The organism is Ruegeria sp. HKCCA5426 (assembly GCF_013034585.1).
Classification (GTDB): domain Bacteria; phylum Pseudomonadota; class Alphaproteobacteria; order Rhodobacterales; family Rhodobacteraceae; genus Ruegeria.
In genome coordinates this window covers 497,114-523,762 of the sequence record NZ_WQGH01000002.1, presented here as the reverse complement: position 1 = coordinate 523,762, position 26,649 = coordinate 497,114, and the positions used below count along the sequence as shown (strand labels likewise).

The 26,649-nt window shown below is 58.9% G+C and carries 28 protein-coding genes; 15 read left to right on the top strand and 13 right to left on the bottom strand.

The window, feature by feature from the left end:
• Positions 1-361, top strand: a 361-nt coding sequence (locus tag GOV87_RS20340; RefSeq protein WP_217354421.1) for a hypothetical protein, incomplete at its 5' end; no start/stop codon positions are given.
• Positions 362-470: 109 nt separating this feature from the next.
• On the opposite strand, the gene rpe is transcribed toward GOV87_RS20340, so the two are convergent.
• Positions 471-1,157: a ribulose-phosphate 3-epimerase gene (rpe, locus tag GOV87_RS05115; RefSeq protein ID WP_171121722.1), complete on the bottom strand. Its 687-nt coding sequence runs from the start codon at positions 1,155-1,157 to the stop codon at positions 471-473.
• Between the two features lie 166 nt (positions 1,158-1,323).
• Between rpe and phnC the strand changes: the two genes are divergently transcribed.
• From phnC to GOV87_RS05090, 5 genes are all read left to right on the top strand, one after another.
• Positions 1,324-2,145: a phosphonate ABC transporter ATP-binding protein gene (phnC, locus tag GOV87_RS05110; RefSeq protein ID WP_171211042.1), complete on the top strand. Its 822-nt coding sequence runs from the start codon at positions 1,324-1,326 to the stop codon at positions 2,143-2,145.
• 63 nt (positions 2,146-2,208) lie between these two features.
• Complete coding sequence (gene phnD, locus GOV87_RS05105; protein WP_171211041.1) at positions 2,209-3,111, top strand: phosphonate ABC transporter substrate-binding protein; 903 nt, start codon at positions 2,209-2,211, stop codon at positions 3,109-3,111.
• Between the two features lie 68 nt (positions 3,112-3,179).
• Positions 3,180-4,061, top strand: a complete 882-nt coding sequence (gene phnE / locus GOV87_RS05100; RefSeq protein WP_171211040.1) for a phosphonate ABC transporter, permease protein PhnE — start codon at positions 3,180-3,182, stop codon at positions 4,059-4,061.
• Entirely contained in the window at positions 4,058-5,413 is a 1,356-nt protein-coding gene (phnE, locus tag GOV87_RS05095) for a phosphonate ABC transporter, permease protein PhnE (protein WP_171211039.1), read from the top strand. Before phnE (GOV87_RS05100) ends, phnE (GOV87_RS05095) begins: the two co-directional genes overlap by 4 nt.
• A 26-nt stretch (positions 5,414-5,439) precedes the next feature.
• A complete protein-coding gene (locus GOV87_RS05090) occupies positions 5,440-6,069 on the top strand; it encodes a chloramphenicol acetyltransferase (RefSeq protein ID WP_171211038.1) in 630 nt (209 codons plus the stop codon).
• A 51-nt stretch (positions 6,070-6,120) separates the two neighbouring features.
• Here the strand turns inward: GOV87_RS05090 and phnF are convergent, their stop codons facing one another.
• Complete coding sequence (gene phnF / locus GOV87_RS05085) at positions 6,121-6,831, bottom strand: phosphonate metabolism transcriptional regulator PhnF (RefSeq protein ID WP_171121728.1); 711 nt, start codon at positions 6,829-6,831, stop codon at positions 6,121-6,123.
• Between the two features lie 115 nt (positions 6,832-6,946).
• Here phnF and phnG point away from each other — a divergent pair, with 115 nt between their 5' ends.
• Genes phnG through phnN form a run of 7 tightly spaced genes read left to right on the top strand, consistent with a single transcriptional unit; the run spans position 6,947 to position 11,928 of the window.
• Positions 6,947-7,393 carry a phosphonate C-P lyase system protein PhnG gene (gene phnG, locus GOV87_RS05080; RefSeq protein ID WP_171121729.1) on the top strand — a complete coding sequence of 149 codons (447 nt, stop codon included), beginning with the start codon at positions 6,947-6,949 and terminating at the stop codon, positions 7,391-7,393.
• Entirely contained in the window at positions 7,393-7,968 is a 576-nt protein-coding gene (phnH, locus tag GOV87_RS05075; RefSeq protein WP_171211037.1) for a phosphonate C-P lyase system protein PhnH, read from the top strand. The genes phnG and phnH overlap by 1 nt, the downstream gene beginning before the upstream one ends.
• Before the next feature lie 3 nt (positions 7,969-7,971).
• On the top strand, positions 7,972-9,063 hold the full coding sequence (locus tag GOV87_RS05070) for a carbon-phosphorus lyase complex subunit PhnI (protein WP_171211036.1): 1,092 nt from the start codon (positions 7,972-7,974) through the stop codon (positions 9,061-9,063).
• Complete coding sequence (locus GOV87_RS05065) at positions 9,060-9,920, top strand: alpha-D-ribose 1-methylphosphonate 5-phosphate C-P-lyase PhnJ (protein WP_171211035.1); 861 nt, start codon at positions 9,060-9,062, stop codon at positions 9,918-9,920. Before GOV87_RS05070 ends, GOV87_RS05065 begins: the two co-directional genes overlap by 4 nt.
• Positions 9,917-10,687: a phosphonate C-P lyase system protein PhnK gene (gene phnK / locus GOV87_RS05060; protein WP_171211034.1), complete on the top strand. Its 771-nt coding sequence runs from the start codon at positions 9,917-9,919 to the stop codon at positions 10,685-10,687. The genes GOV87_RS05065 and phnK overlap by 4 nt, the downstream gene beginning before the upstream one ends.
• A 12-nt stretch (positions 10,688-10,699) precedes the next feature.
• Entirely contained in the window at positions 10,700-11,383 is a 684-nt protein-coding gene (phnL, locus tag GOV87_RS05055; protein WP_171211033.1) for a phosphonate C-P lyase system protein PhnL, read from the top strand.
• Complete coding sequence (gene phnN / locus GOV87_RS05050; RefSeq protein WP_171211032.1) at positions 11,380-11,928, top strand: phosphonate metabolism protein/1,5-bisphosphokinase (PRPP-forming) PhnN; 549 nt, start codon at positions 11,380-11,382, stop codon at positions 11,926-11,928. The genes phnL and phnN overlap by 4 nt, the downstream gene beginning before the upstream one ends.
• Here phnN and GOV87_RS05045 read toward each other — a convergent pair.
• Positions 11,910-12,593, bottom strand: a complete 684-nt coding sequence (locus GOV87_RS05045; protein ID WP_171211031.1) for a DUF1045 domain-containing protein — start codon at positions 12,591-12,593, stop codon at positions 11,910-11,912. The genes phnN and GOV87_RS05045 overlap by 19 nt on opposite strands.
• 52 nt (positions 12,594-12,645) lie before the next feature.
• Between GOV87_RS05045 and GOV87_RS05040 the strand changes: the two genes are divergently transcribed.
• Positions 12,646-13,785: an alpha-D-ribose 1-methylphosphonate 5-triphosphate diphosphatase gene (locus GOV87_RS05040; RefSeq protein WP_171211030.1), complete on the top strand. Its 1,140-nt coding sequence runs from the start codon at positions 12,646-12,648 to the stop codon at positions 13,783-13,785.
• Here GOV87_RS05040 and GOV87_RS05035 read toward each other — a convergent pair whose 3' ends face one another.
• From GOV87_RS05035 to GOV87_RS05005, 7 genes are read right to left on the bottom strand one after another with little or no spacing between them, the layout of a single operon-like run.
• Complete coding sequence (locus GOV87_RS05035) at positions 13,786-14,262, bottom strand: class I SAM-dependent methyltransferase (RefSeq protein ID WP_171125861.1); 477 nt, start codon at positions 14,260-14,262, stop codon at positions 13,786-13,788. It abuts the gene before it with no gap.
• Positions 14,259-15,032 carry a polysaccharide deacetylase family protein gene (locus GOV87_RS05030; protein WP_171211029.1) on the bottom strand — a complete coding sequence of 258 codons (774 nt, stop codon included), beginning with the start codon at positions 15,030-15,032 and terminating at the stop codon, positions 14,259-14,261. The genes GOV87_RS05035 and GOV87_RS05030 overlap by 4 nt, the downstream gene beginning before the upstream one ends.
• A complete protein-coding gene (locus GOV87_RS05025) occupies positions 15,029-16,171 on the bottom strand; it encodes a glycosyltransferase family protein (protein ID WP_171211028.1) in 1,143 nt (380 codons plus the stop codon). Before GOV87_RS05025 ends, GOV87_RS05030 begins: the two co-directional genes overlap by 4 nt.
• On the bottom strand, positions 16,168-16,752 hold the full coding sequence (locus GOV87_RS05020) for a histidine phosphatase family protein (protein ID WP_171211027.1): 585 nt from the start codon (positions 16,750-16,752) through the stop codon (positions 16,168-16,170). The genes GOV87_RS05025 and GOV87_RS05020 overlap by 4 nt, the downstream gene beginning before the upstream one ends.
• Entirely contained in the window at positions 16,749-17,825 is a 1,077-nt protein-coding gene (locus GOV87_RS05015) for a glycosyltransferase family 4 protein (RefSeq protein ID WP_171211026.1), read from the bottom strand. The genes GOV87_RS05020 and GOV87_RS05015 overlap by 4 nt, the downstream gene beginning before the upstream one ends.
• A complete protein-coding gene (locus tag GOV87_RS05010) occupies positions 17,825-19,072 on the bottom strand; it encodes a glycosyltransferase family 4 protein (RefSeq protein ID WP_171211025.1) in 1,248 nt (415 codons plus the stop codon). The genes GOV87_RS05015 and GOV87_RS05010 overlap by 1 nt, the downstream gene beginning before the upstream one ends.
• Positions 19,069-20,283, bottom strand: a complete 1,215-nt coding sequence (locus GOV87_RS05005) for a glycosyltransferase family protein (protein ID WP_171121744.1) — start codon at positions 20,281-20,283, stop codon at positions 19,069-19,071. The genes GOV87_RS05010 and GOV87_RS05005 overlap by 4 nt, the downstream gene beginning before the upstream one ends.
• 368 nt (positions 20,284-20,651) lie before the next feature.
• On the opposite strand from GOV87_RS05005, the gene GOV87_RS05000 reads away from it, so the two are divergent.
• Positions 20,652-23,027 (top strand): mechanosensitive ion channel domain-containing protein, encoded by a 2,376-nt coding sequence (locus GOV87_RS05000; RefSeq protein WP_171211024.1) that lies wholly within the window; start codon positions 20,652-20,654, stop codon positions 23,025-23,027.
• An 88-nt stretch (positions 23,028-23,115) separates the two neighbouring features.
• Here GOV87_RS05000 and GOV87_RS04995 read toward each other — a convergent pair whose 3' ends face one another.
• Genes GOV87_RS04995 through GOV87_RS04985 form a run of 3 tightly spaced genes read right to left on the bottom strand, consistent with a single transcriptional unit; the run spans position 23,116 to position 26,647 of the window.
• Entirely contained in the window at positions 23,116-24,471 is a 1,356-nt protein-coding gene (locus GOV87_RS04995; RefSeq protein ID WP_171211023.1) for a CoA transferase, read from the bottom strand.
• The gene (locus GOV87_RS04990) at positions 24,468-25,622 is read right to left on the bottom strand and encodes an ABC transporter permease (RefSeq protein ID WP_171121747.1); all 1,155 of its coding nucleotides are present in this window, start codon (positions 25,620-25,622) and stop codon (positions 24,468-24,470) included. Before GOV87_RS04990 ends, GOV87_RS04995 begins: the two co-directional genes overlap by 4 nt.
• Positions 25,619-26,647, bottom strand: coding sequence for an ABC transporter permease (locus tag GOV87_RS04985; protein ID WP_171125840.1), 1,029 nt, complete (start codon positions 26,645-26,647; stop codon positions 25,619-25,621). The genes GOV87_RS04990 and GOV87_RS04985 overlap by 4 nt, the downstream gene beginning before the upstream one ends.
• Positions 26,648-26,649: the final 2 nt, after the last annotated feature.

The following is a 26,649-nucleotide window of genomic DNA, read 5'->3' as shown; positions in this document are numbered from 1 at the left end:
AGCCCGGCGCATCGATAAAACTAAAGAAGGCCGCTCCAAACAGGGCGGCCTTTTTACTTGGATTGTGTCGTGGGTGCATAAACTTGGCTATGCAGGCCAAAACCCTCTGATCGGCTTAGATTACGCCAGCCAATACCAACCGAACGATATCTTCGCGTTTAAGACTGCGCGCGCGCAGTTCGGCATCACTCATCAGCCAATAGGCGCGGATTCTGCGGGTTGCCGATCTGGTTTCAGACAGTCTGCGCAGGTTGGAACGGAGGCGACGACTCAGCAGTTGCCACAATGCGGCAGGGCTAAGGTCATGCGGGCGGTAAACGGTGGATTTGGGCATAAGAGCGTTTCGTTGCGTTTTGATTGAACCAGTACAATCTACGCACCCGTGTATTTGCCAGCTAGCCCCGCCCGGTCATATCCGCTGTGCGTCTGGCGCAATGGCCCAGCGTTTCCGCTGGGCCATGGTATGCAAATCAAATCGCAGCTTTTGCCGCTGCCCGAACAGCCCGGATGTTGTCCCCATAAACGTCCGGTTGTGAAACCGAGCCGCCTTTGAAGACAGCAGATCCCGCAACCAGCACGTCCGCGCCCGCAGCCGCGACCAGAGGGGCTGTGTTCGGGTCCACACCGCCGTCAATCTCAATATGGATAGGGCGGTCACCGATCATCTGACGCAGGCGGCGCACCTTTTCGGTCAGGTCGATGAATTTCTGGCCGCCGAATCCGGGGTTCACTGTCATGACGCAAACAAGATCAGTCAGGTCCAGCAGATGCTCGACCGCTTCGGCCGGGGTGCCGGGATTGAGGGCAACGCCAGCTTTCATGCCAGCGGCACGAATGGCCTGCAACGTGCGGTGCGTGTGCGGGCCAGCTTCGACATGGGCTGTCAGGATGTCTGCACCGGCATCTGCATAGGCGTCAATATACGGATCTACAGGCGTGATCATCAGGTGCACGTCCATCACCGTTTTTACATGAGGACGAAACGCTTTGACGGCGGGGGGGCCAAAGGTCAGGTTTGGCACGAAATGGCCATCCATCACGTCAACATGGACCCAATCTGCGCCCTGTGCTTCGATCGCCTGAATCTCGGCGCCGAAATTGGCAAAGTCGGCGGACAGAATCGACGGAGCGATTTTGATGCTGCGGTCAAAGGACATGTTTGGCCTCGTGTCAGGATAAAGAGTCGGCCCGCATATACCTGCGATATGCGGGGAAGGGTAGGGCCAACAACAGCGAGCGCTGCGTTACAAAACTTTCACCCAATCGACACATAGCCGTTGAACACCGCCTTTAGCTAGCCGCCAACACATTTGGGGGTGGCTCGTGCTGCGAATAGAAAAACTGACGAAACGCTTTGGCGAAAATACGGCTGTGGATGCTGCTTCGCTGGACGTCGACAAGCCGTGCATGATCGGCATCATTGGACGCTCGGGCGCAGGTAAGTCGACCCTCTTGCGCATGATCAACCGCCTGACAGACGCCAGCGACGGAGAGATCATTTTTGAAGGCCGCGATGTAACCAAACTGAAAGGTCGCGAAAAGCGCGCGTGGCAAGCCGATTGCGCGATGATTTTTCAGCAGTTCAATCTGGTGCCGCGCTTGGACGTGGTGTCAAACGTTCTGCATGGCACGCTGAACCGTCATTCCACGCTGGCCACCATGTTCAATCTGTTTCCGATGGACGATGTCCACCGCGCTATCGACATTCTGGATCGTCTGGGCATTGCCGAACACGCACCCAAACGGGCCGAGGCGTTGTCGGGCGGTCAGCAACAACGTGTCGCCATTGCGCGCGCCTTGATGCAGGATCCAAGCATCATTCTGGCAGATGAACCGATCGCCTCACTTGACCCGATGAACGCTCAGGTCGTCATGCAGGCGTTGCGCCGCATCCATGAAGAGGACGGCCGGACAGTCATCGCCAACCTGCACACGCTGGACACCGCACGCCGCTATTGCGACCGCGTCGTCGGAATGCGCGACGGGCGTATCGTTTTCGACGGCCTGCCCGAACAACTGACAACCGGTGTCGCGCGTGAGATTTACGGAGCCGATGCCAGCTTCTCGGAAGAGGCGACATCGACCGAGATCGAGACGCTGGATGCGACTCAAATGGCCCTGATGGAAGCGGAAGCAACCGTCTGAGCCGATCCCCCCTTTCATCGACCGGCCGATGAAAGGCCGGCATATCAAACCGGAGAGAGACAGATGAAAAAACTGATTGCTGCCCTTGTTGCGACAACTGCGATCGCCGCCCCAGCCATGGCTGCGGATATAAACGAATTCCGCATCGGCATTCTGGGCGGTGAAAACGCTCAGGACCGTTTGAACAACAACGAATGCCTGCGCGAATACACCGAAGAAGCGCTGGGTGTGGAAACCAAGCTGTTTGCGCCTGCCGATTATGACGGCGTGATCCAGGGTCTGCTGGGCGGCACCATCGACATGGCGTGGCTGGGTGCCTCGGGCTATGCGAAAACCTATCTATCCGACCCCGAAGCGGTTGAGCCGGTTCTGGTCAAGGTCAACACCGACGGCGGCTATGGCTACTACTCGATCGGATTTGCCCGCAAGGACAGCGGCATCACCTCGTTGGACGACATGAAGGGCAAGACCTTCGGCTTTGGCGATCCGAACTCGACCTCGGGCTACCTGATCCCGTCCATCGAAATCCCTGCCACCACTGGCGCGACCATGGACTCGGGCGACTATTTTGGTGAGGTGAAATTCACCGGCGGCCATGAGCAGACCATCGTTGCCGTAAACAACGGCGATGTTGATGGCGGCGTGACCTGGGCTGACGGGCTGGGCGATTGGGAAGACGGCTATAAGTCGGGCGCGCTGCGCCGTGCTGTTGATGCCGGTCTGGTTGACATGAACGACATGGTCCAGATTTGGAAATCCAAGCCGATCCCCGAAGGCCCGGTTGTGCTGCGCACCGCCCTGCCTGCGGATGTGAAAGAGAAAATGACTGCGCTGATGGCGGGTCTGGCCGAGAAAGACCGCGAGTGTTTCTATGGCGTTGCCGCGGGTGAAGCAAAGGCGTTCGAGCCGATCACCCACGAGGCGTATGAGATCATCATCGAAGCACGCAAGCTGAAGTCCAACTAAGCCTGCATACCCCAAAGACCGGGGTCCGGTGTCGAAACCGGGCCCCGTTTCCCACTCAGGAGCATTCCATGACAGACCTGACCGCAGGGTCCCCAACCGTCGACCAGATCCGGGCCGACTATTCCGAGATGACGCGACGCAAGCGGGTCTATGGTGGTATCCTTCTGATCGTATTCGTGGCGTTGATGGCTGCAGGGTTTCGCACCGCCGATGACCGCAACGCAGGCAGCTTTGTGGACGGCTGGCACCGCATCTTTGACTACCCCGCCGAAGTTCTGTCCGAGGCCTGGGACAAGATCGACGCGCTGCCCGCCAACTTGGTCAAATTCTTCCCGGCGCTGGTTGAGACGATCAACATTGCTGCTGCGTCCACGTTGATCGGCACTATTGCGGGTACGTTCCTGGCGCTGATGTCCACGCGGGGTATGGCGCTCTGGCCTGCGCTAATCCCGCTGTTCCGGCGTATTGCCGATATTTGCCGCGCAATTCCTGAGATTGTGATCGCGCTGGTCCTGATCTTTATTCTGGGCGGCGGTCCGGTGCCAGCGATGATCGCCATTGCAATCCATACGGCAGGAGCGCTGGGTAAGCTGTTTTCCGAGGTGAACGAGAACGCATCGTTGAAGCCGGTTGAGGGGCTGCATTCGGTCGGGGCCAACTGGTCACAGCGGATGTATCTGGGTGTGATCCCTCAGGTGGGACCGAACTATGTCAGCTATGCCTTGCTGCGGTTCGAGATCAACATCCGCGCCTCGGCCATTCTGGGCTTCGTCGGCGCGGGTGGTCTGGGGTACGAGCTGCGCAATTCGATGTCATGGGGGCAGGGGCGCTATGATGAGGCTGCCGCGATCTTCCTGTTGCTGTTTGTCACCATCGTTGTCGTCGACCAAATCTCGGGTCATCTGCGTGATCGCCTGACCCACGGATCCGAGAAAGGAGCGCGGGCATGAGCACCTTCGCCACAAATCTGACCATTGATGAGCTGAAGGCCGAAGCTGACCATCTGTTCAGCCGCAAACGTCTTGTGAATTTCGGTCTGCCGTCGCTGGTGCTGGCTTATCTGATCTATGTGTTCTTCGCTTTCGACGTGCCCGGTCTGGCCGAGCGTGCGAATTGGGAAAACGGCAAGACGCTGGTGGCCGACAGCTATAGCTACAAAACCCATATCGAGCGCGATAACCGCACCGGAGAAATCTCAGCCGCTATCGAAGGCGAGCGCAAGGGTGCCTATCCCGTGGGCGAAGCGCCAGATTGGGTCACGCTGGGCGAAACCACGGTGATTGATCTGGAGGACGGTCACGTCGTGCGGTTCGGCCCCGAGACCGTCGAATACTATATCCCGGGATACGGCACTGTCCGTGCCACACCCACGCGTGCAGCAGGTGTACAGGCCGAACTGCCTGCTGGCGATGTGCCGGACTGGATCAACATCTCGAAAAACAGGATGGCGATCACGACGGATGCGGGGCGCCTGACGGTGACGCGGAACCGGTCCGAAGTCTTCCGCTACTTCACCGGATGGGAGCTGTTCTTCTTTACTCTCGACAGCCCCTATTACGGTAAATCCTTCCCGCAACTGGTTGGGCTGGCCGCGAATGGTGAGGCGGGGGCGATCCTGAACGATTTCTGGACCAACAAGATGTGGCGGCATCAGGACGTGGCATGGGCCATATTCGAGACGATTCTGATGGCCTTCCTTGGTACGCTGGGTGCAGGCATGGTCGCGCTGCCGCTGGCATTCCTTGCAACGCGCAACTTCAACCCGCTGAGGTCGGTTCGGTTTCTGACCCGCCGCGTGTTCGACTTTGTCCGTGGCGTAGATGCCTTGATCTGGACCGTCGTGCTGGCGCGCGCTTTTGGTCCCGGACCGCTGACAGGTGCGTTGGCCATTCTAGTGACTGATACAGGAACCTTCGGCAAAATCTTCTCGGAAGCGCTGGAAAACGTCGATCAGAAGCAGATCGAAGGTGTCCAATCCACAGGTGCCAACGCGCCGCAACGGTATAGGTTTGGCGTGATCCCGCAGGTGACGCCCGTTTTGCTCAGTCAGTTGCTGTACTTCCTTGAATCCAACACCCGCAGCGCGACCGTGATCGGTGCCATCACAGGTGGCGGGATCGGGTTGCTGCTAACCCAAGCGATTATCACGCAAAAGGACTGGGAAGAGGTCGCTTATTACATCGTCCTGATCATCCTGATGGTTATGCTGATGGATTGGTTCTCGGGTTGGTTGCGCAGGCGTCTGATCCAGGGGGAAACTTCGCCCAAACGTAAGAAGGCAAAGCCCGTCAAAGCAGGCTGAACTGGCACAGGCAGAGGGATCAAAAGATGGCGCGTCTTCGTTCGGATCAACCTTTCATTCACCCCGGTTGCACGATCTCGAACAGTGCATTTGGCGCGTATGTTGAGATCGGAGCAGGGACGCGGGTCGCGAATTCCGTGGTCGGGGATTACTCGTATTGTGATCGAACTTGTGACATTGCCAATGCCGAGATCGGGAAATTTGCCAATATAGCCAGCTTTACCCGGATTGGGGCAACGGATCACCCGATGGAGAAAGCATCGCTGCACCATTTTCTCTATCGGTCGGCTGATTATTGGGATGATGCCGAGGACGACGCCCAATGGTTTGCCCGTCGCGCAAGCCGGGTCACGACGATCGGGCATGATACTTGGATTGGACACGCGGCAATCATCAAGCCCGAAGTTACCATTGGTCACGGCGCAGTCGTCGCATCGGGTGCGATCGTTACCAAAGACGTCGCGCCCTATACCATCGTCGGTGGCGTTACGGCACAACCGATCCGACGCCGGTACCCCGAGGCCGTGGCCGAGCGGATGATGAACCTTGCTTGGTGGGACTGGGACAATGCGCGTCTTCGCGCAGCGCTGCCGGATTTTCGCGCGCTGGGGGCCGAGGCGTTTTTAGATAAATATGAAAGCGTTCCCGCCTGCTGATACCGCCGATCTTGGCCGCTACGGTCATTGAAGGGAGGTACAGATTTCAACTCAGTCTTCGTTCAATGTCAGCGTCACGCGGTCGCCCGCGAACACCGTCCGGCCATATTCCACGGGCACGCCGTTTGTGTCGGCGTTAATGCCTGTGGAATACAGAACCGGTGCGCCCTCGGTCAGGCGGAGGTGCAGGGCTTGCGTGGCCGTCGCAGCCCGCGCCGTCAGGCGGGTTGAGACGCGGGTGTAATCCTGAACGCCGCACACTTGCAGGGCTTTTGTCACCGATTGCGTCTCGGACAGGGCCACAAGGATATTGGGCAGGCGGTCGGCTGGAAATACACTTTGAAACAGGCCAATCGGCTGGCCGTCAGCCAATGAAAGACCATCGTAGACATGAACTGTCGCGCCCGGCTCAAGCTGCAACGCCTCGGCTTCGGAGTTGTCTGCTGTTCGGGTGGTGAGTGTCAGTATCTTCTTTCCGGGGATCTTGCCGCTGGCCGATATGCTCTGGTGATACCGCACGCGTTTTCCGATTGGGTAATCCGTTGGACGCGCGGTCACGAACACGCCTGCGCCGCGTCTGGAATGCACCAATCCCTGATCGGACAGGTCCGACAATGCGCGCCGAACGGTATGCCTGTTGACGCCATGCTGCGAGGCCAACTGCGCCTCGGTCGGAAGTTGGTCACCGGTTTTGTACCGCCCTTCGGCGATGTCCGATGTCAGGCTTAATGCGATGCTTTTCCAGACCGGAGTTTTTCTCATGTCACCAAATCTTCACAGTTCCCCGGATTGCGAGTCGCCCCGGCGGAGTGTATTATTTGTCTAGTTGTATAGTACGCATAGACAACCCGACCAAGAGGGTTTGATGGTGGTTCAGATGAAAACAGAAGATATCGCGCGCAAGGAATGGATGGGCCTTCTGGCCCGTGTGCCGTCCGAGGCGCTGATTGCGAAATGGGGCGAGTTCGACCTGCGCCCCGATTTTGAGTGGCTTCGTCGACCCGAAGTGGGCGGGGTCATGGTGCGGGGGCGCACTGGCGGAACCGGCGCGGCGTTTAACCTTGGGGAAATGACCGTCACGCGCTGTTCGCTGGCATTGGATGACGGGACAGTCGGGCACGGATATGTGCAGGGCCGTTCAAAATCAAAGGCTGAGGTGGCAGCGCTGATTGATGCGCTGATGCAGACCGACATTGCAGAAAAAGTCCGGTCACAGGTGATCGAGCCTCTGGCCGAAATGATGCAAGCCGCAAAAACCAGCCGCGCGGCAAAGGCTGCCGCCACAAAGGTAGAGTTCTTTACTCTGGTTCGGGGAGAGGATTGATGACGACGCAATCCCAGTTCTCAGGCGGTTTCAGTGACGCGCCGATTCAGGCCGCACACGCGTTTCGGGCCGCGATGACTGCGATGGCCCGACCGGGCGAGATACGATCACTGACCGGTGGGCTGCCGCCCAAGCCGCTGTCTGTCGCCGCAGGTACGCTGTTGCTGACGCTTTGCGATCCTGAGACCAACGTTCACCTGGCCGGGTCAGCCGATACACCCGCCGTGCGCCAGTGGCTGACCTTTCACACGGGCGCTCCAGTCACGGGCGCAGACGAGGCGGATTTTGCCGTGGGGACGTGGCAGAATCTTGGGTCGCTGACGATCTATCGGACTGGAACGGCCGAATATCCGGACCGGTCCGCGACCCTGATCGTTGAATGCGCCGAATTGGTCAACGCAGGCGCAAGACTCAGTGGCCCGGGGATCAGGGATGTAGCGCGTTTGTCCCTGCCGGATATCCCGGCTTTGCAGGCCAATTCGTCTTTGTTTCCTCTGGGCTGCGATTTCTTTTTCACCTGCGGTAGCAAGGTTGCTGCCTTGCCGCGCAGCACGACAATTCGGTCGGAGGGTTAGGCGATGTATGTTGCAGTCAAAGGTGGTGAAAAGGCCATCGAAAATGCTCATTCCTGGCTGGCCGAGGAACGCCGGGGGTCAACGGATGTGGCCGAGTTGAGCATCGCGCAAATTCGCGAGCAGCTTTCCTTGGCCGTGAACCGGGTCATGGCCGAGGGGTCTCTGTTCGACCCCGATCTGGCGGCCTTGGCGATCAAGCAGGCGCGGGGCGATCTGATCGAGGCGATATTCCTGATCCGCGCGTACCGAACAACTCTGCCGCGGTTTGGATATTCCAATCCGGTGGCCACGGGTGAGATGGCGTGCGACAGACGAGTCTCGGCCACCTTCAAGGATGCGCCGGGCGGACAGGTTCTTGGGCCGACCTTCGATTACACACACCGTTTGCTGGATTTCAAACTGGCGGCCGAGGGGGAAGTTCCCGACGCGCCGAAGGGCGCTCCGCGCGATGAACTGACGCCTCATATTACGGAATTTCTGCAAGGTGAGGGGATCATTCAGGATGAGCCCGAAAACGATGAAACCCCTGACGATTTGACCCGGCAACCGATGGAATTTCCGTCCAACCGTCCGCTGCGGCTTCAATCCCTGACGCGTGGTGATGAAGGCTTCGTTTTGGGCATGGCATACTCGACCCAGCGCGGATACGCCCGCAACCATGCGTTTGTCGGGGAATTGCGCATCGGCAAGGTCACGGTTGAGATGGACATCCCGGAACTGGGATTCGCCATCGACATTGGTGAGGTTGAACTGACCGAATGCGAAACGGTCAACCAGTTCAAAGGCTCAAAAACTGAACCGCCCCAGTTCACCCGGGGCTATGGCCTGGTCTTTGGTCAGTCCGAGCGCAAGTCCATCGCGATGGCTTTGGTCGACCGCGCCCTGCGCTGGGAAGAGTTGGGCGAAGACAACCTCGGCGCCCCGGCGCAGGATGAGGAGTTTGTCCTGAGCCACGCCGACAACATTCAGGCCACAGGGTTCCTCGAACATATCAAGCTGCCGCATTACGTGGATTTCCAGTCCGAGTTGGAACTGGTTCGAAAGCTGCGTCGCGAAGCCGAAGATCGCATCACGCCGAAGGAGGCAGCGGAATGAGCGAATACAATTTTGCATATCTTGACGAACAGACCAAGCGTATGATCCGCCGCGCCATCCTCAAAGGTCTGGCGGTGCCCGGCTATCAGGTGCCTTTTGCCAGTCGTGAAATGCCGATGCCCTATGGCTGGGGTACGGGTGGGGTGCAGGTGTCGGCCGCGACTCTGACCCCGGATGACACGTTCAAGGTGATCGACCAAGGCGCGGATGACACCACGAATGCCGTTTCGATCCGCAAGTTCTTTGAGAACACGGCAGGCGTCGAAACCACCGAGGAAACCGAAAAGGCGAGTGTCATCCAAACTCGCCACCGCATCCCCGAGGCGAAGTTGCGCGAGGATCAGATCCTTGTCTATCAGGTGCCGATCCCCGAACCGCTGCGTTTTTTGGAGCCGCGCGAGACCGAGACCCGCAAGATGCACAGCCTTGAAGAATATGGGCTGATGCATGTCAAATTGTATGAGGACATCAGCCAGCACGGGGCGATTTCGACCACATACGCCTATCCGGTGAAGGTGTCGGGGCGGTATGTGATGGATCCATCTCCGATCCCAAAATTCGACAACCCCAAGCTTGAGATGGACGCGATCCAACTGTTCGGGGCCGGGCGCGAACAGCGTATCTATGCCGTACCGCCACACACCAAGGTCGTGTCTCTGGATTTTGAGGATTACCCCTTTGAGGCCACGAAAGCCGACTACCCCTGCGATCTGTGCGGGGCCGAAGACAGTTATCTGGACGAGGTTATCACCGATGATGCGGGCAGCCGAATGTTTGTCTGCTCTGACACCGATTACTGCCGCTCCCGACGTGAAGCGGGCCACACAGGTCGCATGACCAAGGAGGTTGCAGCATGACCCCTCTGCTACAAGTTAAAGACGTCGAGAAACGATACGGAACCCGGATCGGATGTTCGGGCGTCAGCTTCGATCTTTACCCGGGCGAGGTCATGGGGATCGTCGGTGAAAGCGGTTCGGGCAAATCGACGTTGCTGAATTGTTTGGCCGGTCATCTGGAGCCTGACGCAGGACAGGTTGTTTTTGACACACACGCGGACGGGCCTGTGGATACGGTGACCATGTCGGAACCTGAACGACGGATGCTGGGCCGGACGGACTGGGCCTTTGTTCATCAGCACGCCCGCGACGGGCTGCGCATGTCCGTCAGCGCCGGTGGGAACATTGGCGAGCGCCTGATGGCCGTCGGCGACCGTCACTATGGTCAGATCCGCGACCGGGCGATTGATTGGCTGGGCCGTGTCGAGATTGACGGAAGTCGGGTGGATGACCGCCCGACGGCATTTTCAGGCGGGATGCAACAGCGGTTGCAAATCGCGCGCAATCTGGTGACCGGTCCCCGGCTGGTGTTCATGGACGAACCGACGGGTGGGCTGGACGTGTCGGTGCAGGCCCGGCTGCTGGACTTGTTGCGTGGTCTGGTCCGCGAGATGGGGCTGAGCGCCATCATCGTCACTCATGATCTGGCCGTGGTGCGGTTGCTGGCGGACCGGCTGATGGTGATGAAGGACGGCCACGTGGTCGAGGCAGGATTGACCGATCAGGTTCTGGACGATCCGCAACATGCCTACACGCAGTTGCTTGTTTCAAGCGTGCTGCAGGTTTGAAGGGATAGGGCAATGATTGAACTGATCGGTGTGAACAAAAGTTTTACCCTGCACAATCAGGGCAGCGCAGTCATTCCGGTGATGGAGGGCGCGACGCTTAGTGTCTCGCCCGGAGAATGCGTCGCGCTGACGGGGGCTTCCGGCGCGGGCAAGTCGACCCTGATGCGGGTGATCTACGGTAACTATTTGGCTGCATCCGGGCAGGTTCTGGTCGGCGGGCTGGATGTGGCGCGGGCCGAGCCGCGCCAGATCTTGGCGCTTCGGCGCGAAACGCTAGGATATGTCAGCCAGTTCCTCAGGGTTGTTCCGCGCGTCCCAACGCTTGAGGTGGTGGCGGAACCGTTGCTTGCAATCGGAACCGAAAAGCAAGCGGCGCTGGATCGGGCGGCCGCATTGCTGGCCCGGTTGAACATTCCAGAACGGCTTTGGCAGCTTAGCCCAACGACGTTTTCAGGCGGTGAACAGCAGCGCGTGAACATTGCGCGCGGCTTTGCGCACACCTATCCCGCGATGTTGCTGGACGAGCCGACCGCCTCGCTGGACGCGCAGAACCGTGAGACAGTATTGTCCCTGATCGAAGAGGCCAAAGAGCGCGGCGCTGCCATTGTCGGTATTTTCCACGATGTCGAAGCGCGAAACCGTGTGTGTGATCGGGAAATCGACGTGTCAGGGTTCACACCGGGAAAGGCCGCATGACCCGCGCCCCGGTCATAGCGGTTGTCGGCCCGTCCGGGGTGGGCAAGGACAGCGTGATGGAGGCACTGGTTGCGCGTACGCCTGGAATTCTAAGAGTGCGGCGCGTGATTACCCGGCCAAAGGGCGAAGAGGGCGAAGATTTTGACCGGGTCGCTGAAGATGACTTTCAACACATGGTGGCCGACGATGCGTTTATTTTGCACTGGTCGGCACATGGGCTGAATTATGGCGTCCCGCGTTCGATCGAGACCTTCAGACAAACCGTTGATGCGGTACTTGTGAACCTGTCGCGCGCTGTCTTGCTTCGGGCGCAGGAGGTGTTCGGCGATCTGATCGTAATCTCGCTGACCGCCGACCCCGAGGTTCTTGCCCAACGACTAGCAAGCCGTGGGCGTGAAAGCGCAGCCGAACAAGAACGGCGTCTGGCGCGTGCGGAAACCAATTTGCCCGAAGGCCTTGTGAAGGTCTTTGAGGTCGATAACTCCGGCCCGTTGGATCAGACGATTGATACCATTCTGGACCGTATTCAACCGGAAAGGACGTAACGATGGATCATGTGAAAGCGTCCATCCTCAGCCTCGCCCACAAGGGCCAGATCCTTGATCTTAAACGGGTTTGGCAGCGAGGGCGCAAGCCGGTCTTCCAGCGTTTTCTGCACCTTGGACAGCGTAGGTTTGTCCAGACGTCCGCTAAGCGTGATGTGAAAGCGGAATGCCTCCATCACGTAGGGATAGCCCCATTGTACGAGATTGGCCTCTTGTTCCGGGGTCAGACCTGCGCCGCGCCGACGGTCAAGTTCGGATTGGGGCGCTGGTGCGCGAAATGCGTCCAGTTCCCCAACACAGCCAGCGGCCAGAGCATTCAGGTCGGCAGTGTCTCCGACAGGGCGAAGAGCCAGAAACCGGCCAAGACGTGCGATCTCAAGCCCGTCCAGCACCACGGGCGCGCGTGTGGCCGCAAATTCAGCACAGGCCGCGTGCAGACCGTCAAACGACTGCCCGACCGCCAGTCGGAATGGAGGCTTCATCGTCGCATGCAGCCCGTATTTTCGCGGAACCTCAGTCATCGAGGAAACGTCAACCCCGGCGATGTCCGGATGGGCCACGGCCTGTCCGGTCTCCATGTCCCAACCCAGCCATTGGGTCGCAAATTTTGTCCAACCGGCCTCGGCCGGGGGCGCAAAATAGATTGCGTATCGCGTGAATGTCACATTGGCCTCCTATGCGTGGCCTTCCCAATAGCTCAAACCGTGTGAAGTTCAGATGACAGAAGAAATGATCCTTGCCAATGCCACACTCGTTCTTCCCAACGAGACGCTAACTGGCAGCGTTCGGTTTGCGGGTGAGACAATTATCGAGGTCGCGTCGGGTGCTGCGATTCCTGCAGGTGCGATTGACTGCGAAGGGGATTATGTCTGCCCCGGACTGGTCGAATTGCACACCGACAATCTGGAACGTCACATTCAGCCGCGCCCCAAGGTCGACTGGCCCCACGCAGCGGCCATCCTAGCGCATGATGCTGAACTGGCCAGCACAGGGATCACCACCGTGTTTGACGCCATGCGCATCGGCTCGATCCCCAGCGGCCAGCGCTATAAGAAATATGCGCGCGACCTGTCCCGCGAGCTTTGGCAACTGCGCGAGCAGGACGCGCTGAAGATCAGCCATTTCCTGCACCTTCGGGCAGAGGTCTGTTCCGAGACACTGGTCGAGGAGCTTGACGAGTTTGACGCTGGCGACCGTGTGGGCCTTGTTTCGCTGATGGATCATACCCCCGGCCAGCGGCAGTTTCGGGACATGACCCAGCTTGAGGCTTATATGAAGGGCAAGCATGGCATGAATGATGACGACTTTCTTCAGCATGTCGCCCAGCTCAAGGCGTTGCGCGAACGCTTTGGCGACAGGCACGAAGTCGAAACGGTCAAGGCCGCCCGGCGCTTTGGCGCGATGTTGGCGAGCCACGATGATACCACGGCTGCGCAAGTGCGCACATCCGCAGGGCATGGAATTACGTTGGCCGAATTCCCCACAACGGTTGAGGCCGCCCGTGCCTGCCACGATCACGGAATCAAGGTGATGATGGGCGCTCCGAATGTCATCCGGGGCGGGTCCCATTCCGGCAATGTCGCGGCGCATGAACTGGCCGAGCTTGGGCATCTCGACATTCTGTCGTCAGACTATGTGCCTGCCGCTCTTTTGCTGTCGGCGGCGCGATTGGGCGAGATGTGGGGGGACATGGCACGTGGATTGCGGACCGTGACGCAGACGCCTGCACAGGTCGTCGGATTGAATGATCGCGGCGAATTGCGCGTCGGGGCCCGCGCGGACGTCATTCGGTTCCGAATGCGCGAGGGCGCGCCTGCGCTAAATGGTGCCTGGTCGCGTGGACGCCGTGTGGCCTGATCAGGCTCTGTAGAACAGGTACCGGTCCGGGGCGATGGTGTCCGGGCCGCTAATCTGGTCGAACCCCACCAAGGGCTGACCCGAGATCAATAGCCCGCCCGGACGCATTACGCGCGCTATAAGGGGGCTGAGACGAGCCGCTTCGGCCACATCCTCGTCCTTGATGCCGCGCCCAAAATCATAGTGTGCCATCGCCATTTTTTGCCCACCAGCGGCCAGCTTTTCGAGCATGGGTTCCGCTTCGCCCTGCAAAAAATCCTCGGGCGGCGGAGTGCTGGATGGATGGCATTGCAGAACCCGGTCCATCACCCAGATGCGGCGGTCCGGCAAGATTTCTCTGAGGTGATCATAGGTTCGACCGTTTCCCAGACCCATATCCAGAACGTCCCCGATGATGTCGGATATCTGTTCGGCTGCCCAGTCCAGCCCATCTCTTTGGGCCGTCAGGCGGCGCAGCATGGAATCCAGTCGGCTCATTCGGGTCTCCGTTTTGTGTCGTTTTGCAGCGCGGTCCAGATAACGGCAGGCCCATCCAGAAGCCGGTGCAACAGGTCTCGTGTGAATGTCCAGATGTCTTCGTCATGAACAAGGTGATGGGTCAGAACACCAAAGGGTTCAGCGTTGTCGGTACGCCCCTCACGGCGATCCCGCAGCAGGTCCACGGCTTGGTTGATCAGGACGTCCGGGGCGATCAATCCCCGTGTTCTGCGCCAGTCAATCGGATCAAGATGCGTATTGACCTGCAGAAGTCCTGACACCGGGTAAGCGGCGTTTCGCGGTGTGGCAGTAGACAAAAACTGGTAACCCAAATCGGGCAGTTCTTTTACCACGTCTGGGGCAATTCGGTTCCATGGCGGTACGAACATCGGGCACAACCTTTCGCCGAACGATACTTTCAATCGGTCCAGCCCGTTTTGTGCATCCTTCAGTATCTCTGACATAGGTCGGTGCAGGCGGAATTCTGATTTCTTCTCGCCCTGCGGTGCGTGGTTTTGATGGGCCCATCCATGAACGACCGGGATCAGGCAGGGGTTGTCAGTGACATGGTCCGTCAGCGCGTCGCCCGCGTCATGTGGGATTACCGCCAGATGCACTGGCAAACCAAGCCTATCTGACAGGGCCGTCAGACGATCAAGCTGTTGTGTCGTGGTTGTTGCATCGTCGTCGCGCCACCAAAGAGGCAGCGACAGGCCCTTGTTGTGCCAGATCTCAAGTTCAACCATCAAAGGACGCCAATCGACGATCATGTGCGCCGCTCCCAAAGGGTCTTGGCGATGTCCACAGACTTTGCTGCACCGTTAAACCCAAATTCTGCGGCTGGTCTGGTTGGGGCATCAATAACGCGGCCTACCGCCGTCGCCAACGTGTCGCCGTTCAGGTCCTGACTTGGCAGAACGTCAATTGCGGGCAGGTTTGAAAGACTTCGCCCGCGTAAGGTTTGCTCAACCTCTTTTCCATCATCGAATGGCACGAATACTGCGGCTGTTCCGGTCTGAAGGATGTCGAGCGCGGTGTTATATCCGCACATGCTAACCGATGCGGCCGCGTGGGGCAGCATTTGACGGAAATCTGGTCGTACTCTTTCAAGTGTTACCGGAGCGTCGCCAACGTATTGGGACAGGTGATCAATGCGTTCGCTTGCGTCCTGTCCACCGACCAGCAGGCGCCAGCGCCTGCTGGACATCTTTCTGGCGGCTTCGATGGCCGCGCGAAAGATCGGTTGCCCCACCGAACCCCCTCCGGCGCTGACAAGCACTTCGCCCCGACCCATGGCGTCGGGGTGCGGATCAGGTGCATTGGGCGCAACGAAGCCCGTGTAGAATAGCCGTTTCTCAAGCTGTTCCGAGACAGGCCAGCTTAGATCCAACGATACGGCTTTCCGATCGGAATGGACCAAAATGCCGTCATAGATTCCCAGCACGATCTGCTCGGTGCGTTCAGCCTTTGCAGGCTTGGACGGCGGAGCAAGAATATCCCGCACAGATCCCAGGATGACGGGTTTGGCAGGCAGTTCCTGTGCCGCTTCAAGTGCTGCGCTGAATTCACCCGTCAACGACCTGCGCCCAAAGGGATAAAGCTCGGTGATTAGAGTATCCGGCGCAAAGGATCGCACCGCCTCTACCAGCGCCCGTTTACGTGCCTGCACATAGGCGTCATCGGCAACGTCGCCTGTTTGGGTCAGCAGTCGTGTGAAATCCGTGCCGTCCGATCGCAAAGGTGGTAACCCGAACACCGTCATTCCGGCGCTGTCCAGTTGTGGCGCGGGCATCCCGCCGGATACCAGCAGGACTTGATGGCCGTCATGCGCAAAGGCCCGCCCCAACGTGAGAGCGCGGCTCAGGTGCCCTGTCCCCAGCAGATGGGTGACGACGATCATCACTTTCATTCGGGAACCTCTGCCCGGATCAGGCGGACGGGCTCGGGGTCGGGACGCATTGTATCCATATCAATGATATACAGGCGGTTGCGCTTGATTTTGAAGGGGGGGATCCCGCTAAAATCCCAACCCCAGGCCAGGGCCATAATGACCCGCATGATACCGATATGGCAGACCGCTACGGTATCTGCGCGCAGTGAGTCCAGCCACGGGCGCAATCGCATCTTCACATCCGCAGGGCTTTCCCCGTTCGGAGGTCGAAAATCCCATCCCCAATCCTCGATATGACGATAGCCGCTGCCTGTATCAGCGATCAGGTCGACACCGCGCAGACCTTCCCAGTCGCCCCAGTTCATTTCGGTCAGTGCAGCGGACATCATGGGGTCCTGTCCTGATACCAACTGGGCTGTTTCGCGGGCCCGCGCAAGCGGGCTGGACCAAATGTCCGCCGTGTCCCACGGTTGCGGCAGGCTGTTGGTCGACAAGTCCTGGCGCGCTTCTTCGTCGAGTTGGATGTCGCTGCGCCCCTGTATGCGACCGGCGCGGTTCCACTCCGTATGTCCGTGGCGCAGCAGTGCAAGGCGGGTCATTGGCGTCCCTCAATCAATGGCCGTGCGGCCTGCCAGAACCTGTCAGTGGCCGCAGGCATGAGGTGTCGTGACGCAATCCGTTCGCGCGACATACGTCCGATTGATTGGCGCAGCGGCTTGTCATTCAGCAGGTCTTGAAGGCGCGTAGCCAACGCAGAAGGACCGGATTCCACCGACGGATAGTCACCCGGAGCCAAAACATCACGAACGCCCGGCCTGTCCTGAGCCACAACCGGAACACCGTTGGCTTGTGCTTCTAGATAGATCATTCCATAGGCCTCATTCACGCCGGGCCAAACCAGCAGGGACGCGGTGTGGTAATGAGCCTGCAACGCGTCCCGTTCCAGTTGACCCAGAAACTGCACCTTTGAACCGAAGGGGGACATCAACGCTTTGACCTCTGCGCGGGCCGGACCATCCCCCGCTATTTTCAAGGACCAATCGCCCTGTAAATGATCCAGCGATTGCGCCAAAATCTCGTATGAAGCCAGCTTGTCGCCGTGCCGCATCATTCCAACCGTCAGCATCGGTCCTGTGCATGTTGATAGGGCCGGCAGCTCTGAAAGTGGTAGGAACGGGGGCAGTTCCACCAAACGTTGGTTTCCAAACCTTTCCCGTTCCAGCGTAATCAGGTCGTTGGCGGTGTGGTAATAGATCACCTGCGCAGCGTCGCATGCATCGTGTGCAGCTTGCGCGAACCCGGCCCATGGGCCTTTCAACCTGCTTGTGGCGCGCGTGCTTTCCAATTGCACATAAGGGATGTTGCGGGCTTTGCACACGCGAGGGCCCAGTAGGTCCGGCGCTTTGTAATAGTTGTGATAGGTCACCCAAAGCGCCGTTTCCGTAGGCAATTCTGTAATCAGTCTCTGCGACTCTGTCTCGGCTTGCTTGCGCAATGCCTCTTGGACGTCGGTGTCGCCGTTCTTGTCGTAGATGCGCAGGCGCGACACCAGATCAACCGTGTCACCTTGCGCGCCAATGGCCTGCATCAGGTTGCGCGCCATTTCACGGTCACCCGAAGGCACCGGGCTGCCCGGTGATTTCATTGGCGTGTAAAAGGCGACGCGCGCCATTAGTCCGGACCCGCGCCAAGGGCGTTGAGCCGCTGGGAAAGACGCGCGATTCCTGGATCCATCCGAAAATCGGCGATGAGCCGGTCATAGGCAGCGTCTGCCATTGCTGCGGTTTCGCCGGGATCGGTGGCCATCTGGATCATAGCGGAAGCCAGGGCCGCAGGATCATCGTCGGACAAAATGCCATGCCGACCGGTTTCGATGAACTCCGGGATCGCGGAGATGGGTGTGGACAGGATCGGCAGGCGCTGGGACGCGGCCTCCATCAGCACGTTGGGCAAGCCGTCCCGGTCCCCATCTGACGCGATGCGGCTGGGCAGCACAAACAAGTTGGCTTCGCGCATGGCAGCGATGACTTCCGGCTGGTCGCAGGCACCTTTCCACGTGATCCGATGCGCGACCCCGGCGGCCAGCGCGCGTTCCTGCAGGGCCTTTCCCAAGGTGCCGCCACCAATATGCGTCCAGTGCCAGTTCAGCTCGCCCGGTAGCATGGCAAGTGCGTCGATCAGACGGTCGAACCCCTTCTTTTCGACCAGCCGCCCAACGGACAGCATATGAAACGGGTCATTCGGGGCGCGGGGCGTTCGATCTGGTGGGGGCGGGAACCGCGTCAGGTCCAACCCGTGATAGATCAGATCAACCCGCCTTGGATCGTCGGCCAGACTGCGTAGGTGTTCCGCCCCGACTGCGGTACAGGTCGCGCCAAACGCAGCGCCATGCGTGCTGGCCCGCAGCTTTTCGGATTTTTCCCAATCGGGCGAAGTCCAAATGTCCTTGGCGTGGGCGGAAAAGCTCCAGGGCAGGCCGCGCATGATGGCTGCATAGCGGGCGACGGATGATGGCGTATGCATGAAATGGGCATACATCGCCCGCGTCGCCTGCGGCAGTTCGGCGGCCAGAACGCACGCCTGCCCAAAGCGTCGAATGCGGTTATGCGTCGGGTCACGACGTAGGTCAGCACGCCAGACCCGATAGGCCTGAGCATAGCCGGGTAAGCCTTGGGCCAGGTGCCTGGCAGCCCGGACGCGATCAGGCTCTTGGTAAAGGTATTCGGGCAGGTAGTGCACCCGACCCTCGAACCGATCATGCAGCGGGTGGCGTTTCACATCAGTCGGATGCCGCAGGGACCAGATATCAAAGCGATGGCCTGCGTCCTGCAAGGCAACCAGTTCTTGCGCGATGAATGTCTCGGACAGGCGCGGCCACCCTTTGACCAGCACCGCCAGTTTCGGAGGGGTGGACGTCATCCGGTGGCCCGTTCCCGTTCACCACCCAGCAGGGCGTCAACACGGCTGGTGACATAATCCAACCCATCCAGCAGCCCGTCTTGAATGGCCTGAGAGGGCAGCGGCTGATGGGGTAGCGCGCGGATCGCCTGTACCATCGCGTCGGTTGTCAGCCCGTCCCGGTTTTCGTCCAGCATCCGAACCAGTCCCAGACCTTCCGCGCGCGAGGCCCGGATCCACTGTTCCAATCTTGGCGTTGTGCGCGGAACAATGACCGCGCGTTTGTCGAAAGACAGCACCTCGCAGAAGGTGTTGTAGCCCCCCATACAAACCACGCCAGCGGCACCCGCAAATAGTGTTTCGATCTGGGATTCAAAGCCCACGGCTGTCACGCGGCCATTCAGGGCGGCGACGCGTGTTTCAAAATCCTCGCGCAACTCACCGGACAGGAAAGGGCCATAGACCAGCACGGCCCGTGGGGAAAGGTCCGGGTCCTGTTCGTAGGCGGACAAAACCAGATTGACCATCGCCTTGCCGTCGCCACCGCCGCCCGGAGTGATCAGGATGTAGGGTTGTTCGGGCGGTTCACCTATTGGCCCCAGATCACGCCGCAGGTAGCCGGTCCAATGGATGCGGGATTGCGTAGCCGGGCTAAGGGGCAAGCCACTGGTGGGATCATAGATCGACCGCAAGCCATATACCCAGATTTCGTCATAGTATTTTTCGGTCGCGGTAACGGCTTCTTTCCGGTCCCACTCGGCTGCAAGAACTTCGGGTTCATCCAGAACATCGCGCAACCCCAAGACCAAACGTGTGTCCTTGGTTTGGTACAGCGTTTCAAGCGTTGGCAGCAGCTCACCGCGGAATCCGGTGGGTTCCTTGTCGACAATCAGGACGTCGGGCTCGAACTGCTGGACCGCAGTTTGAATCAAGCCTGCCCGCAGTTCCGTCACTTCTTCAATGCCCATGCCCATCGTTTGCGAGGCATAGGACCCATCAGCCCGTTTCGTCACCCCGGGCAGGCGGACGTGGTCCACGCGGCGCGGAAATGTAAATCGGCCCGCGACCGGTGATCCTGTCAGGATCAACGCAGATGCGCTCGAGTCAGCCTGCGTAATCGCCGAGGCCAATGCACGAGACCTGCGCAAATGGCCCAGTCCAAACGTATCATGGCTGTAAAACAGGATGCGGGGCGCACGGCCGATTGTATCTTTTTGTCTTCCTAGGCTCATGCTTTCGCCTGTCTTAGTGTTCCGGTGCAGCTCCGCGCGTTTGCACCTGTATCGTATATGTTTTCCCTGCGCTTGCAAAAACTCGGTTGAGATGACCCGAAACCGGTAAGCATTGCGATTTAGCTACATCTTAGTTGTGATTTGCCAGATATTCCCTGTCCTACATCAAACACAGAGCGCAGGCATCAGTTTGCAGTCCGTCTAACGGGTCATATGCAGTTTTTTCTGGGTTGAAAACACTTCAATTGGCGTCGGTGCACCCGAGACACGAATAGACACGATCACGAGAAGCGCGAGGCTGATTATTTGAACACCGCGTCACGCTTCTGTAGTGTTTTGTGCAAATGCCGAACTGGATCGAACACCTGATGAAACTTAGATTTTTTGCCGTTCTCGCCCTGTTGTTCTGGATGATGCCAGTGGTTTTGGCAAATGGGGCTGCTGCGCAGACCTCGCTTATTCCCGGATACGGCGCCGCCACAAGCACCACCGAAGACACAACTGGCGAAGGCGATCTGGCCGCCGCAATTCGGTCAGCCACTGAAAGTGGCGCCAGTGTCATCGTGATCGACAGCGCAGGTCAGATCGTTTCAACCGGTGCGCAACAGGACACCTCGGCCGAATCCGAGCCGCATGACCCGATGGCCGAAGGTTCGCAACTTATGAAGGCGCAGGAGCGGCTTTCGAAGTTCCGCGAGTCGATGGTCTCGCGGCTAGAGGCGTTGCCATATTCGATCTTTGAAGTGCAGTACATTTTGCGGCAGACCAGCCCGGACGGACGTATTCAAACCTATGTCGAGGTTTTGTTCTGGAATGTCCTTTTCCTGCTGTTAGGGCGTTGGCTGTCCACCGAGATTTACGGCAAACGTATTGCCAAGAAGATCGTTGTTGCGCGGTCCAAGGAAAACCCGCAGGGGTATCGCGAAAAGATGCCGTTTTTGGTGTTCCGCTTCTTGATGGGGATCGGAGCTACGGTCTTTGCAATGTTGATGGCGCTGATCGTCGGATATCTGTTCTTTGGTGAGGCCGAAGATATCTCGATTCAGTTCACGGTCACGGCGATATTCACGGCATTCTTCCTGTCTCGAACGGTGTCGGACCTGTGGCGTATGGTGCTGTCGCCGTATTTAAGCCAGTACCGACTGCCGCCGTTTTCGGATCGGGATGCCAAGCGGCTGTATATCTGGGCATCCGCATTGGCGACCTATGACATCACCGTGGTGCTGTTTTCGACATGGGTTGCGGATTTCGGCCTGAATTACAACGTCTATGCCATGGTCTATGGCGGCCTGACGATGGTTGGCGCGCTAGGCAATGTGCTGATGATCCTGTTCAACGCGCGCTCCATATCCAATGCCATCCGCGGGGGCAGGGCACCGGATCAAGTGTCATGGATTTTGCGGTTTATCTCGTTCGCCTGGGCCCCGGTTTTGATCGTTTACATGGTGTTTAGCTGGTTCAAACTGGCGGTCGATCTGGTGCTGGAGAACGACAATTCGATTCCCATTGTCGCAAGTAGCTACGCCATCTTCATGTCGGTCGTCATTGCGTATGGCGCGATGAACTACCTTCTGGAACGGTATTTCGACCGCAATCGCAAGATTGAAGAAATGAATGCCGAGGCCGAAAGGGATGAGGAACCGGAAATCATAGACACACCACTGGCGGAGCGGCGCAAGCACTCGATCGTGACGTATGAGGACCTGGCTCGGCGCGTCGCTGGTATTCTGGCCTTTGTCGTTGGTCTGTATGCACTGGTGGTGATCTGGAACCCGGATGCAAGCTGGAGCGAGGACCTGCCCATCGAGCGTGCCCTCGATGTGATGGTCATCCTGTTCATCGGGTATATCCTGTTCCATTTCTTCCGCGTCTGGATCGACAGCAAAATTGCCGAAGAGATAGATGACGGTGGGGGTGAGGCCGAGTTGGGCGATGAAGGGGGCGAAGGCGGGCAAAGCCGATTGGCCACGTTGCTGCCGCTGTTCCGTGGCGCGATCCTTGCCGTAGTTGTCGTGACCATCGCACTGATTGCCCTGATGGAACTGGGCATCAATGTCAGTCCCCTGTTTGCAGGTGCGGGCGTCGTGGGTCTGGCTGTGGGCTTTGGTTCGCAAACGCTGGTGCGGGATATCTTCTCGGGCGCGTTCTTCCTGATGGATGATGCGTTCCGTAAGGGAGAATACGTCGACATTGGTGATGTGAAAGGAACGGTTGAGAAGATCTCGGTCCGGTCGTTCCAACTGCGTCATCATCTGGGCGCGCTGAACACCATTCCCTTTGGCGAGATCAAAGTTTTGACTAACTATTCCCGCGACTGGGTGATCATGAAACTGCCGCTGCGGGTGACGTATGACACGGACGTTGAAAAGGTGCGCAAGCTCATCAAGAAACTGGGTCAGGAATTGCTGAGTGACCCGGTGATTGGTGACAATTTCATCCAACCGCTCAAGTCGCAGGGCGTGATCGAAATGCAGGATTCCGCGATGATCATTCGGGTCAAGTTCATGACCAAGCCGGGTGATCAGTGGCTTGTGCGTAAAAAGGTCTATCAGGACATCCGCGAGCTGTTCGCCCGTGAAGGCATTCGCTTTGCCCACCGCGAGGTTACGGTTCGTCTGGCCGACGAAAAAGGAGCCGAGGACCTGACACCAAAACAGCGTGAGGCCGTAACTGGTGCGGTGCAGGCTGCGATTGACGAGGATTACCTCGACGATATCGGCCCGGGTGGTGGTGATGATCGCTAGGGGCGGCTCCCGCCCCTTTGGGTTGCGCCTCTGATGAGGCACTGCCCAAAGCGTTGGGCCGGGCCGCGCGTGCCGCGCGGCGGGTGCGCTACGACTTAGATGTCGGCCAGTTGGGCTGGGACGAGCCCAGTTTCGACGCAGGTAGGGGCCAGTCCATGTTTGCCTTTCCCACACTGAGGGCAGGTTTCAGGCGGTGGCCTTTGCCCCAGCCCGAGTTCTCGGGCGTGTCAGAAAAATCGGCGGGCATGGCCTGCGTTATGTCTTCTGAAGTTTCGGATTTGGCGAGGCTTGCCAGTAACTCGGCTGTGCGAGCCAGCGACAGCCGGGCCTGCATGACAGACCCACCCGATGCGGCCTCGGCCAGCGCGGAAAGAATGGCAGCCGCCATCAGATAGCCGGTTGCGTGATCCAGTGCCTGCACAGGCAGCGGCGTCGGCTTGTCGGATTTTGCCCAGACGCGCCCTGCGTCTGCGATTCCGCTGCTCATCTGTACAAGGCTGTCAAAGCCACGCCGACTGGCCCACGGTCCCTGCCAACCATATGCGTTCAGGGTGACTTCGACGCGGTTTGGGGCAAGTTCGTCCCGCTTTGCCTGTGTCAGGCCCAGCGCGTCTAAAGCGCCGGGTCGGTAACCGTGTACAAACACATCCGCTTGCGCCAGAAGAGACTGCAATTGCTCAATGCCTGCGGGTGATTTCAAATCCAGATAGGTACAGCGCTTACCCAAAGAGATATCTGGGATCACGCCGGGCTCGTCCCAGCCCGGAGGATCAACGCGCAGTACCTCGGCCCCGAACCCGGCCAGGGTGCGTGTGGATACTGGCCCGGCCAGCACGCGGGTCAGATCGAGAACACGGAGGCCCGACAGCGGACGCTCTGCCGTCGCTTGCGGCCTGTCGCGCAAGGTAATCTGGCGGGGATTGGTCCACCCGATCAAGGGATCGCGGGACGCGGCGCGCCCCTGCGGATGATCCAACCAGTCCGAACGGCTGCGCATGGCGGCGGCAACGCCACCCTCTGCGACGATCGCGGTTTCGAGGTCAGAAATCGCCCAGGTTTTCACTGCCTCCGATACGGCCTCACGCTCCGGTTTGGCACCCAATACTTTCAAGGCCGCCGCCCGGTGACGGGGTAGATTGGTATGCAGTCTAATCCACCCATCCGCGGCCTGATAATCCCCGGCGATGGCGTCCCAAAGGCTTGGCATGTCCCATCCGTCCGGCTTGAAGGAAAACCCATACCAGAGCGAGGCCAGCCGATGATCAACCGAAACCTCTGGCGCGCTGGGGGCAAGGTTCAGCGCAGCAATCAAGCGGGCCAGTTCCTGACCCACAGCGGCGAAACTGGCGGTTGCCAGTTCGGAGACTGCATAAAGACTGGGCCGGGAACCCGATCCCGTTGTCAAATAACCATCTGATGCGGGAAGGGCAGAGATCAGGGTCATTGCTGATAAGGGTCCAGACTGTCCCGCAGCCCGTCGCCAAGGAAGTTGAAGGCCAAAACCACAACAATGATCGGAAGCATCGGGATCGCCGTCCATGGGTAGATCTCGATCGAAGCGAGGTTCTGGGCATCGTTCAACATCACACCCCAACTGACGGCAGGGGCCCGCAGGCCAAGGCCCAGGAAGCTGAGCGCCGTTTCCCCAAGTATCATGGCCGGGATCGACAGAGTGGCGGAAGCGATCAGGTGAGACATAAAGTTTGGCAACAGGTGCTTGCGGATCACCCGGCCCGAGCTTGCGCCCATCATCTCGGCGGCGCGGACATATTCCTCTTCCCGCAAGGACAGGAATTTGGCGCGCACGGATCGCGCCAGACCGGGCCAATCGAGTATCCCGAGAATGATCGAGATGATGAAGAAGACCGCAACCGGACTCCAATTCGATGGTACCGCAGCCGACAGCGCCAACCACAGCGGAAGTTCTGGGAGAGAGCGTAGAATTTCGATCACACGGTTGATAACCCAGTCGATCTTTCCGCCAAAGTACCCGGCCATGGACCCGAATAAGATGCCAAGGAAGAAGGAAACAGAGATACCAATCAGGCCCACCGTAAGCGACAGTTGCGCGCCGTATAAAATTCGGCTGAACACATCGCGGCCCAAACGGTCAGAGCCCCACAGAAACAGGGTTGCGCCCTCGGGCGGACAGAACAGGTGCGTATCCGTTCGGATCAGCCCCGCCAGCTTGTATTCGGTTCCTTCGCAAAAGAACCGGATTGGTCGCGGGTCTTCCTCATCTGGAATGAACTTCCACTGGAATGTCTCAAGGTCAGCCTCGGCGACGATTGGATAAACAAAAGGTCCGACGAACTTTCCCTCGTGGAAAAAGTTGATGCTTTGCGGTGGGGCGTAAAGGTGTTCGTCGTTGCGCTCATTCGGGCCATAGGGGGCGATGAACCCCGCAAACGGCAGCATCAGATAGCACAGCAACAGGAAGATGCCAGAGATCAGACCCAGCTTGTGCGTTCTGAATTTTCGCCAGACCAAAACCCAGTTGGGCGCGTCCAAATCCGCGCGCTCAAGTTGTTGGAGGGCGGCATCCGGATCGAACGGAGCGTCGTCAACAAAGCGGCCGTCGGAACGTTTGGTCATGCCTCGCGCCCCTCATAGCGAATGCGCGGGTCCAGCATGACCAGCAGAATGTCAGAGATCATGGTTCCGATCAGGGTTAGCAGGGCCACGAACATCAGGATAAAGGCAGATAGGAACTGGTCCTGCGTTTTCAGCGCGGTCAGCAAGGTCGGGCCGATGGTCTGCAAACCCAGAACGACCGACACCAGTACCGAGCCGGATACCATTGACGGCAGCAGGTTACCGATATCCGCCACAAAGGGATTGAAGGCCACGCGCAGCGGGTATTTCGTTAGCATCCTCGACGGAGACATCCCCTTGGCGATTGCCGTTTCCACGTAAGGTTTACCCAATTCATCCAGCATATTGGCACGTAGGCGTTGCATCATGGCAGACGCGCCGGACGTGCCGATCACGAATGTCGGGACAATCAGGTGAACCAGAATGGACTTCATCTTGTCCCAGCTCATTGGCTGGCCCTCGAAGGACGGGTCCATCAGGCCGCCGATCGGCAAGTTGAAGTAGCGGTGGCCGTAATAGAACAGGATCAGAGCCAGCAGGAAGTTCGGCGTGGCCAGTCCAAGATACCCAACAAACGCCGAGGTATAGTCAATCCACGTCCGGGAGCGCGCAGCGGCAATGACGCCAAGCGGCAAGGCGACCGCGTAAACGAATAGAATGGCGGCAAGGTTAACCACGACGGTCAGCCACAAAGTGTCGCCAACGATTTCGGCTACGGGACGGTCAAATTCAAAGGACCAGCCGTAATTGCCTTGTATCAGGCCCTCGAACCCGTGGGGACCGGGCCAGAAACCCATCCAGATCAGATACTGCTCCCACATTGGGCGGTCCAATGCGTATTCCGTACGCAGAAACTCGGCCTTGGCTACGCCTGCAGACTGGCCCGATGCCTGAAGCTCGGCGATCTGGTTACTGAGATAGTCGCCGGGCGGCAGGTTGATGATCACAAAGATCAGTACCGACACCACCAAAAGCGTCAGCAGCATCGTGAAAAAGCGATACACCGCATAGCGCAGCATTACCATTT

Bases quoted from the DNA above. Each gene is read 5' to 3' on its own strand.
- rpe (WP_171121722.1), bottom strand. From the start codon at position 1,157: ATGTCCTTTGACCGCAGCATCAAAATCGCTCCGTCGATTCTGTCCGCC.
- phnD (WP_171211041.1), top strand. From the start codon at position 2,209: ATGAAAAAACTGATTGCTGCCCTTGTTGCGACAACTGCGATCGCCGCC.
- phnE (WP_171211040.1), top strand. From the start codon at position 3,180: ATGACAGACCTGACCGCAGGGTCCCCAACCGTCGACCAGATCCGGGCC.
- phnE (WP_171211039.1), top strand. From the start codon at position 4,058: ATGAGCACCTTCGCCACAAATCTGACCATTGATGAGCTGAAGGCCGAA.
- GOV87_RS05090 (WP_171211038.1), top strand. From the start codon at position 5,440: ATGGCGCGTCTTCGTTCGGATCAACCTTTCATTCACCCCGGTTGCACG.
- phnF (WP_171121728.1), bottom strand. From the start codon at position 6,831: ATGAGAAAAACTCCGGTCTGGAAAAGCATCGCATTAAGCCTGACATCG.
- phnG (WP_171121729.1), top strand. From the start codon at position 6,947: ATGAAAACAGAAGATATCGCGCGCAAGGAATGGATGGGCCTTCTGGCC.
- phnH (WP_171211037.1), top strand. From the start codon at position 7,393: ATGACGACGCAATCCCAGTTCTCAGGCGGTTTCAGTGACGCGCCGATT.
- GOV87_RS05070 (WP_171211036.1), top strand. From the start codon at position 7,972: ATGTATGTTGCAGTCAAAGGTGGTGAAAAGGCCATCGAAAATGCTCAT.
- GOV87_RS05065 (WP_171211035.1), top strand. From the start codon at position 9,060: ATGAGCGAATACAATTTTGCATATCTTGACGAACAGACCAAGCGTATG.
- phnK (WP_171211034.1), top strand. From the start codon at position 9,917: ATGACCCCTCTGCTACAAGTTAAAGACGTCGAGAAACGATACGGAACC.
- phnL (WP_171211033.1), top strand. From the start codon at position 10,700: ATGATTGAACTGATCGGTGTGAACAAAAGTTTTACCCTGCACAATCAG.
- phnN (WP_171211032.1), top strand. From the start codon at position 11,380: ATGACCCGCGCCCCGGTCATAGCGGTTGTCGGCCCGTCCGGGGTGGGC.
- GOV87_RS05040 (WP_171211030.1), top strand. From the start codon at position 12,646: ATGACAGAAGAAATGATCCTTGCCAATGCCACACTCGTTCTTCCCAAC.
- GOV87_RS05035 (WP_171125861.1), bottom strand. From the start codon at position 14,262: ATGAGCCGACTGGATTCCATGCTGCGCCGCCTGACGGCCCAAAGAGAT.
- GOV87_RS05030 (WP_171211029.1), bottom strand. From the start codon at position 15,032: ATGATCGTCGATTGGCGTCCTTTGATGGTTGAACTTGAGATCTGGCAC.
- GOV87_RS05025 (WP_171211028.1), bottom strand. From the start codon at position 16,171: ATGAAAGTGATGATCGTCGTCACCCATCTGCTGGGGACAGGGCACCTG.
- GOV87_RS05020 (WP_171211027.1), bottom strand. From the start codon at position 16,752: ATGACCCGCCTTGCACTGCTGCGCCACGGACATACGGAGTGGAACCGC.
- GOV87_RS05015 (WP_171211026.1), bottom strand. From the start codon at position 17,825: ATGGCGCGCGTCGCCTTTTACACGCCAATGAAATCACCGGGCAGCCCG.
- GOV87_RS05010 (WP_171211025.1), bottom strand. From the start codon at position 19,072: ATGACGTCCACCCCTCCGAAACTGGCGGTGCTGGTCAAAGGGTGGCCG.
- GOV87_RS05005 (WP_171121744.1), bottom strand. From the start codon at position 20,283: ATGAGCCTAGGAAGACAAAAAGATACAATCGGCCGTGCGCCCCGCATC.
- GOV87_RS05000 (WP_171211024.1), top strand. From the start codon at position 20,652: ATGAAACTTAGATTTTTTGCCGTTCTCGCCCTGTTGTTCTGGATGATG.
- GOV87_RS04995 (WP_171211023.1), bottom strand. From the start codon at position 24,471: ATGACCCTGATCTCTGCCCTTCCCGCATCAGATGGTTATTTGACAACG.
- GOV87_RS04990 (WP_171121747.1), bottom strand. From the start codon at position 25,622: ATGACCAAACGTTCCGACGGCCGCTTTGTTGACGACGCTCCGTTCGAT.
- GOV87_RS04985 (WP_171125840.1), bottom strand. From the start codon at position 26,647: ATGGTAATGCTGCGCTATGCGGTGTATCGCTTTTTCACGATGCTGCTG.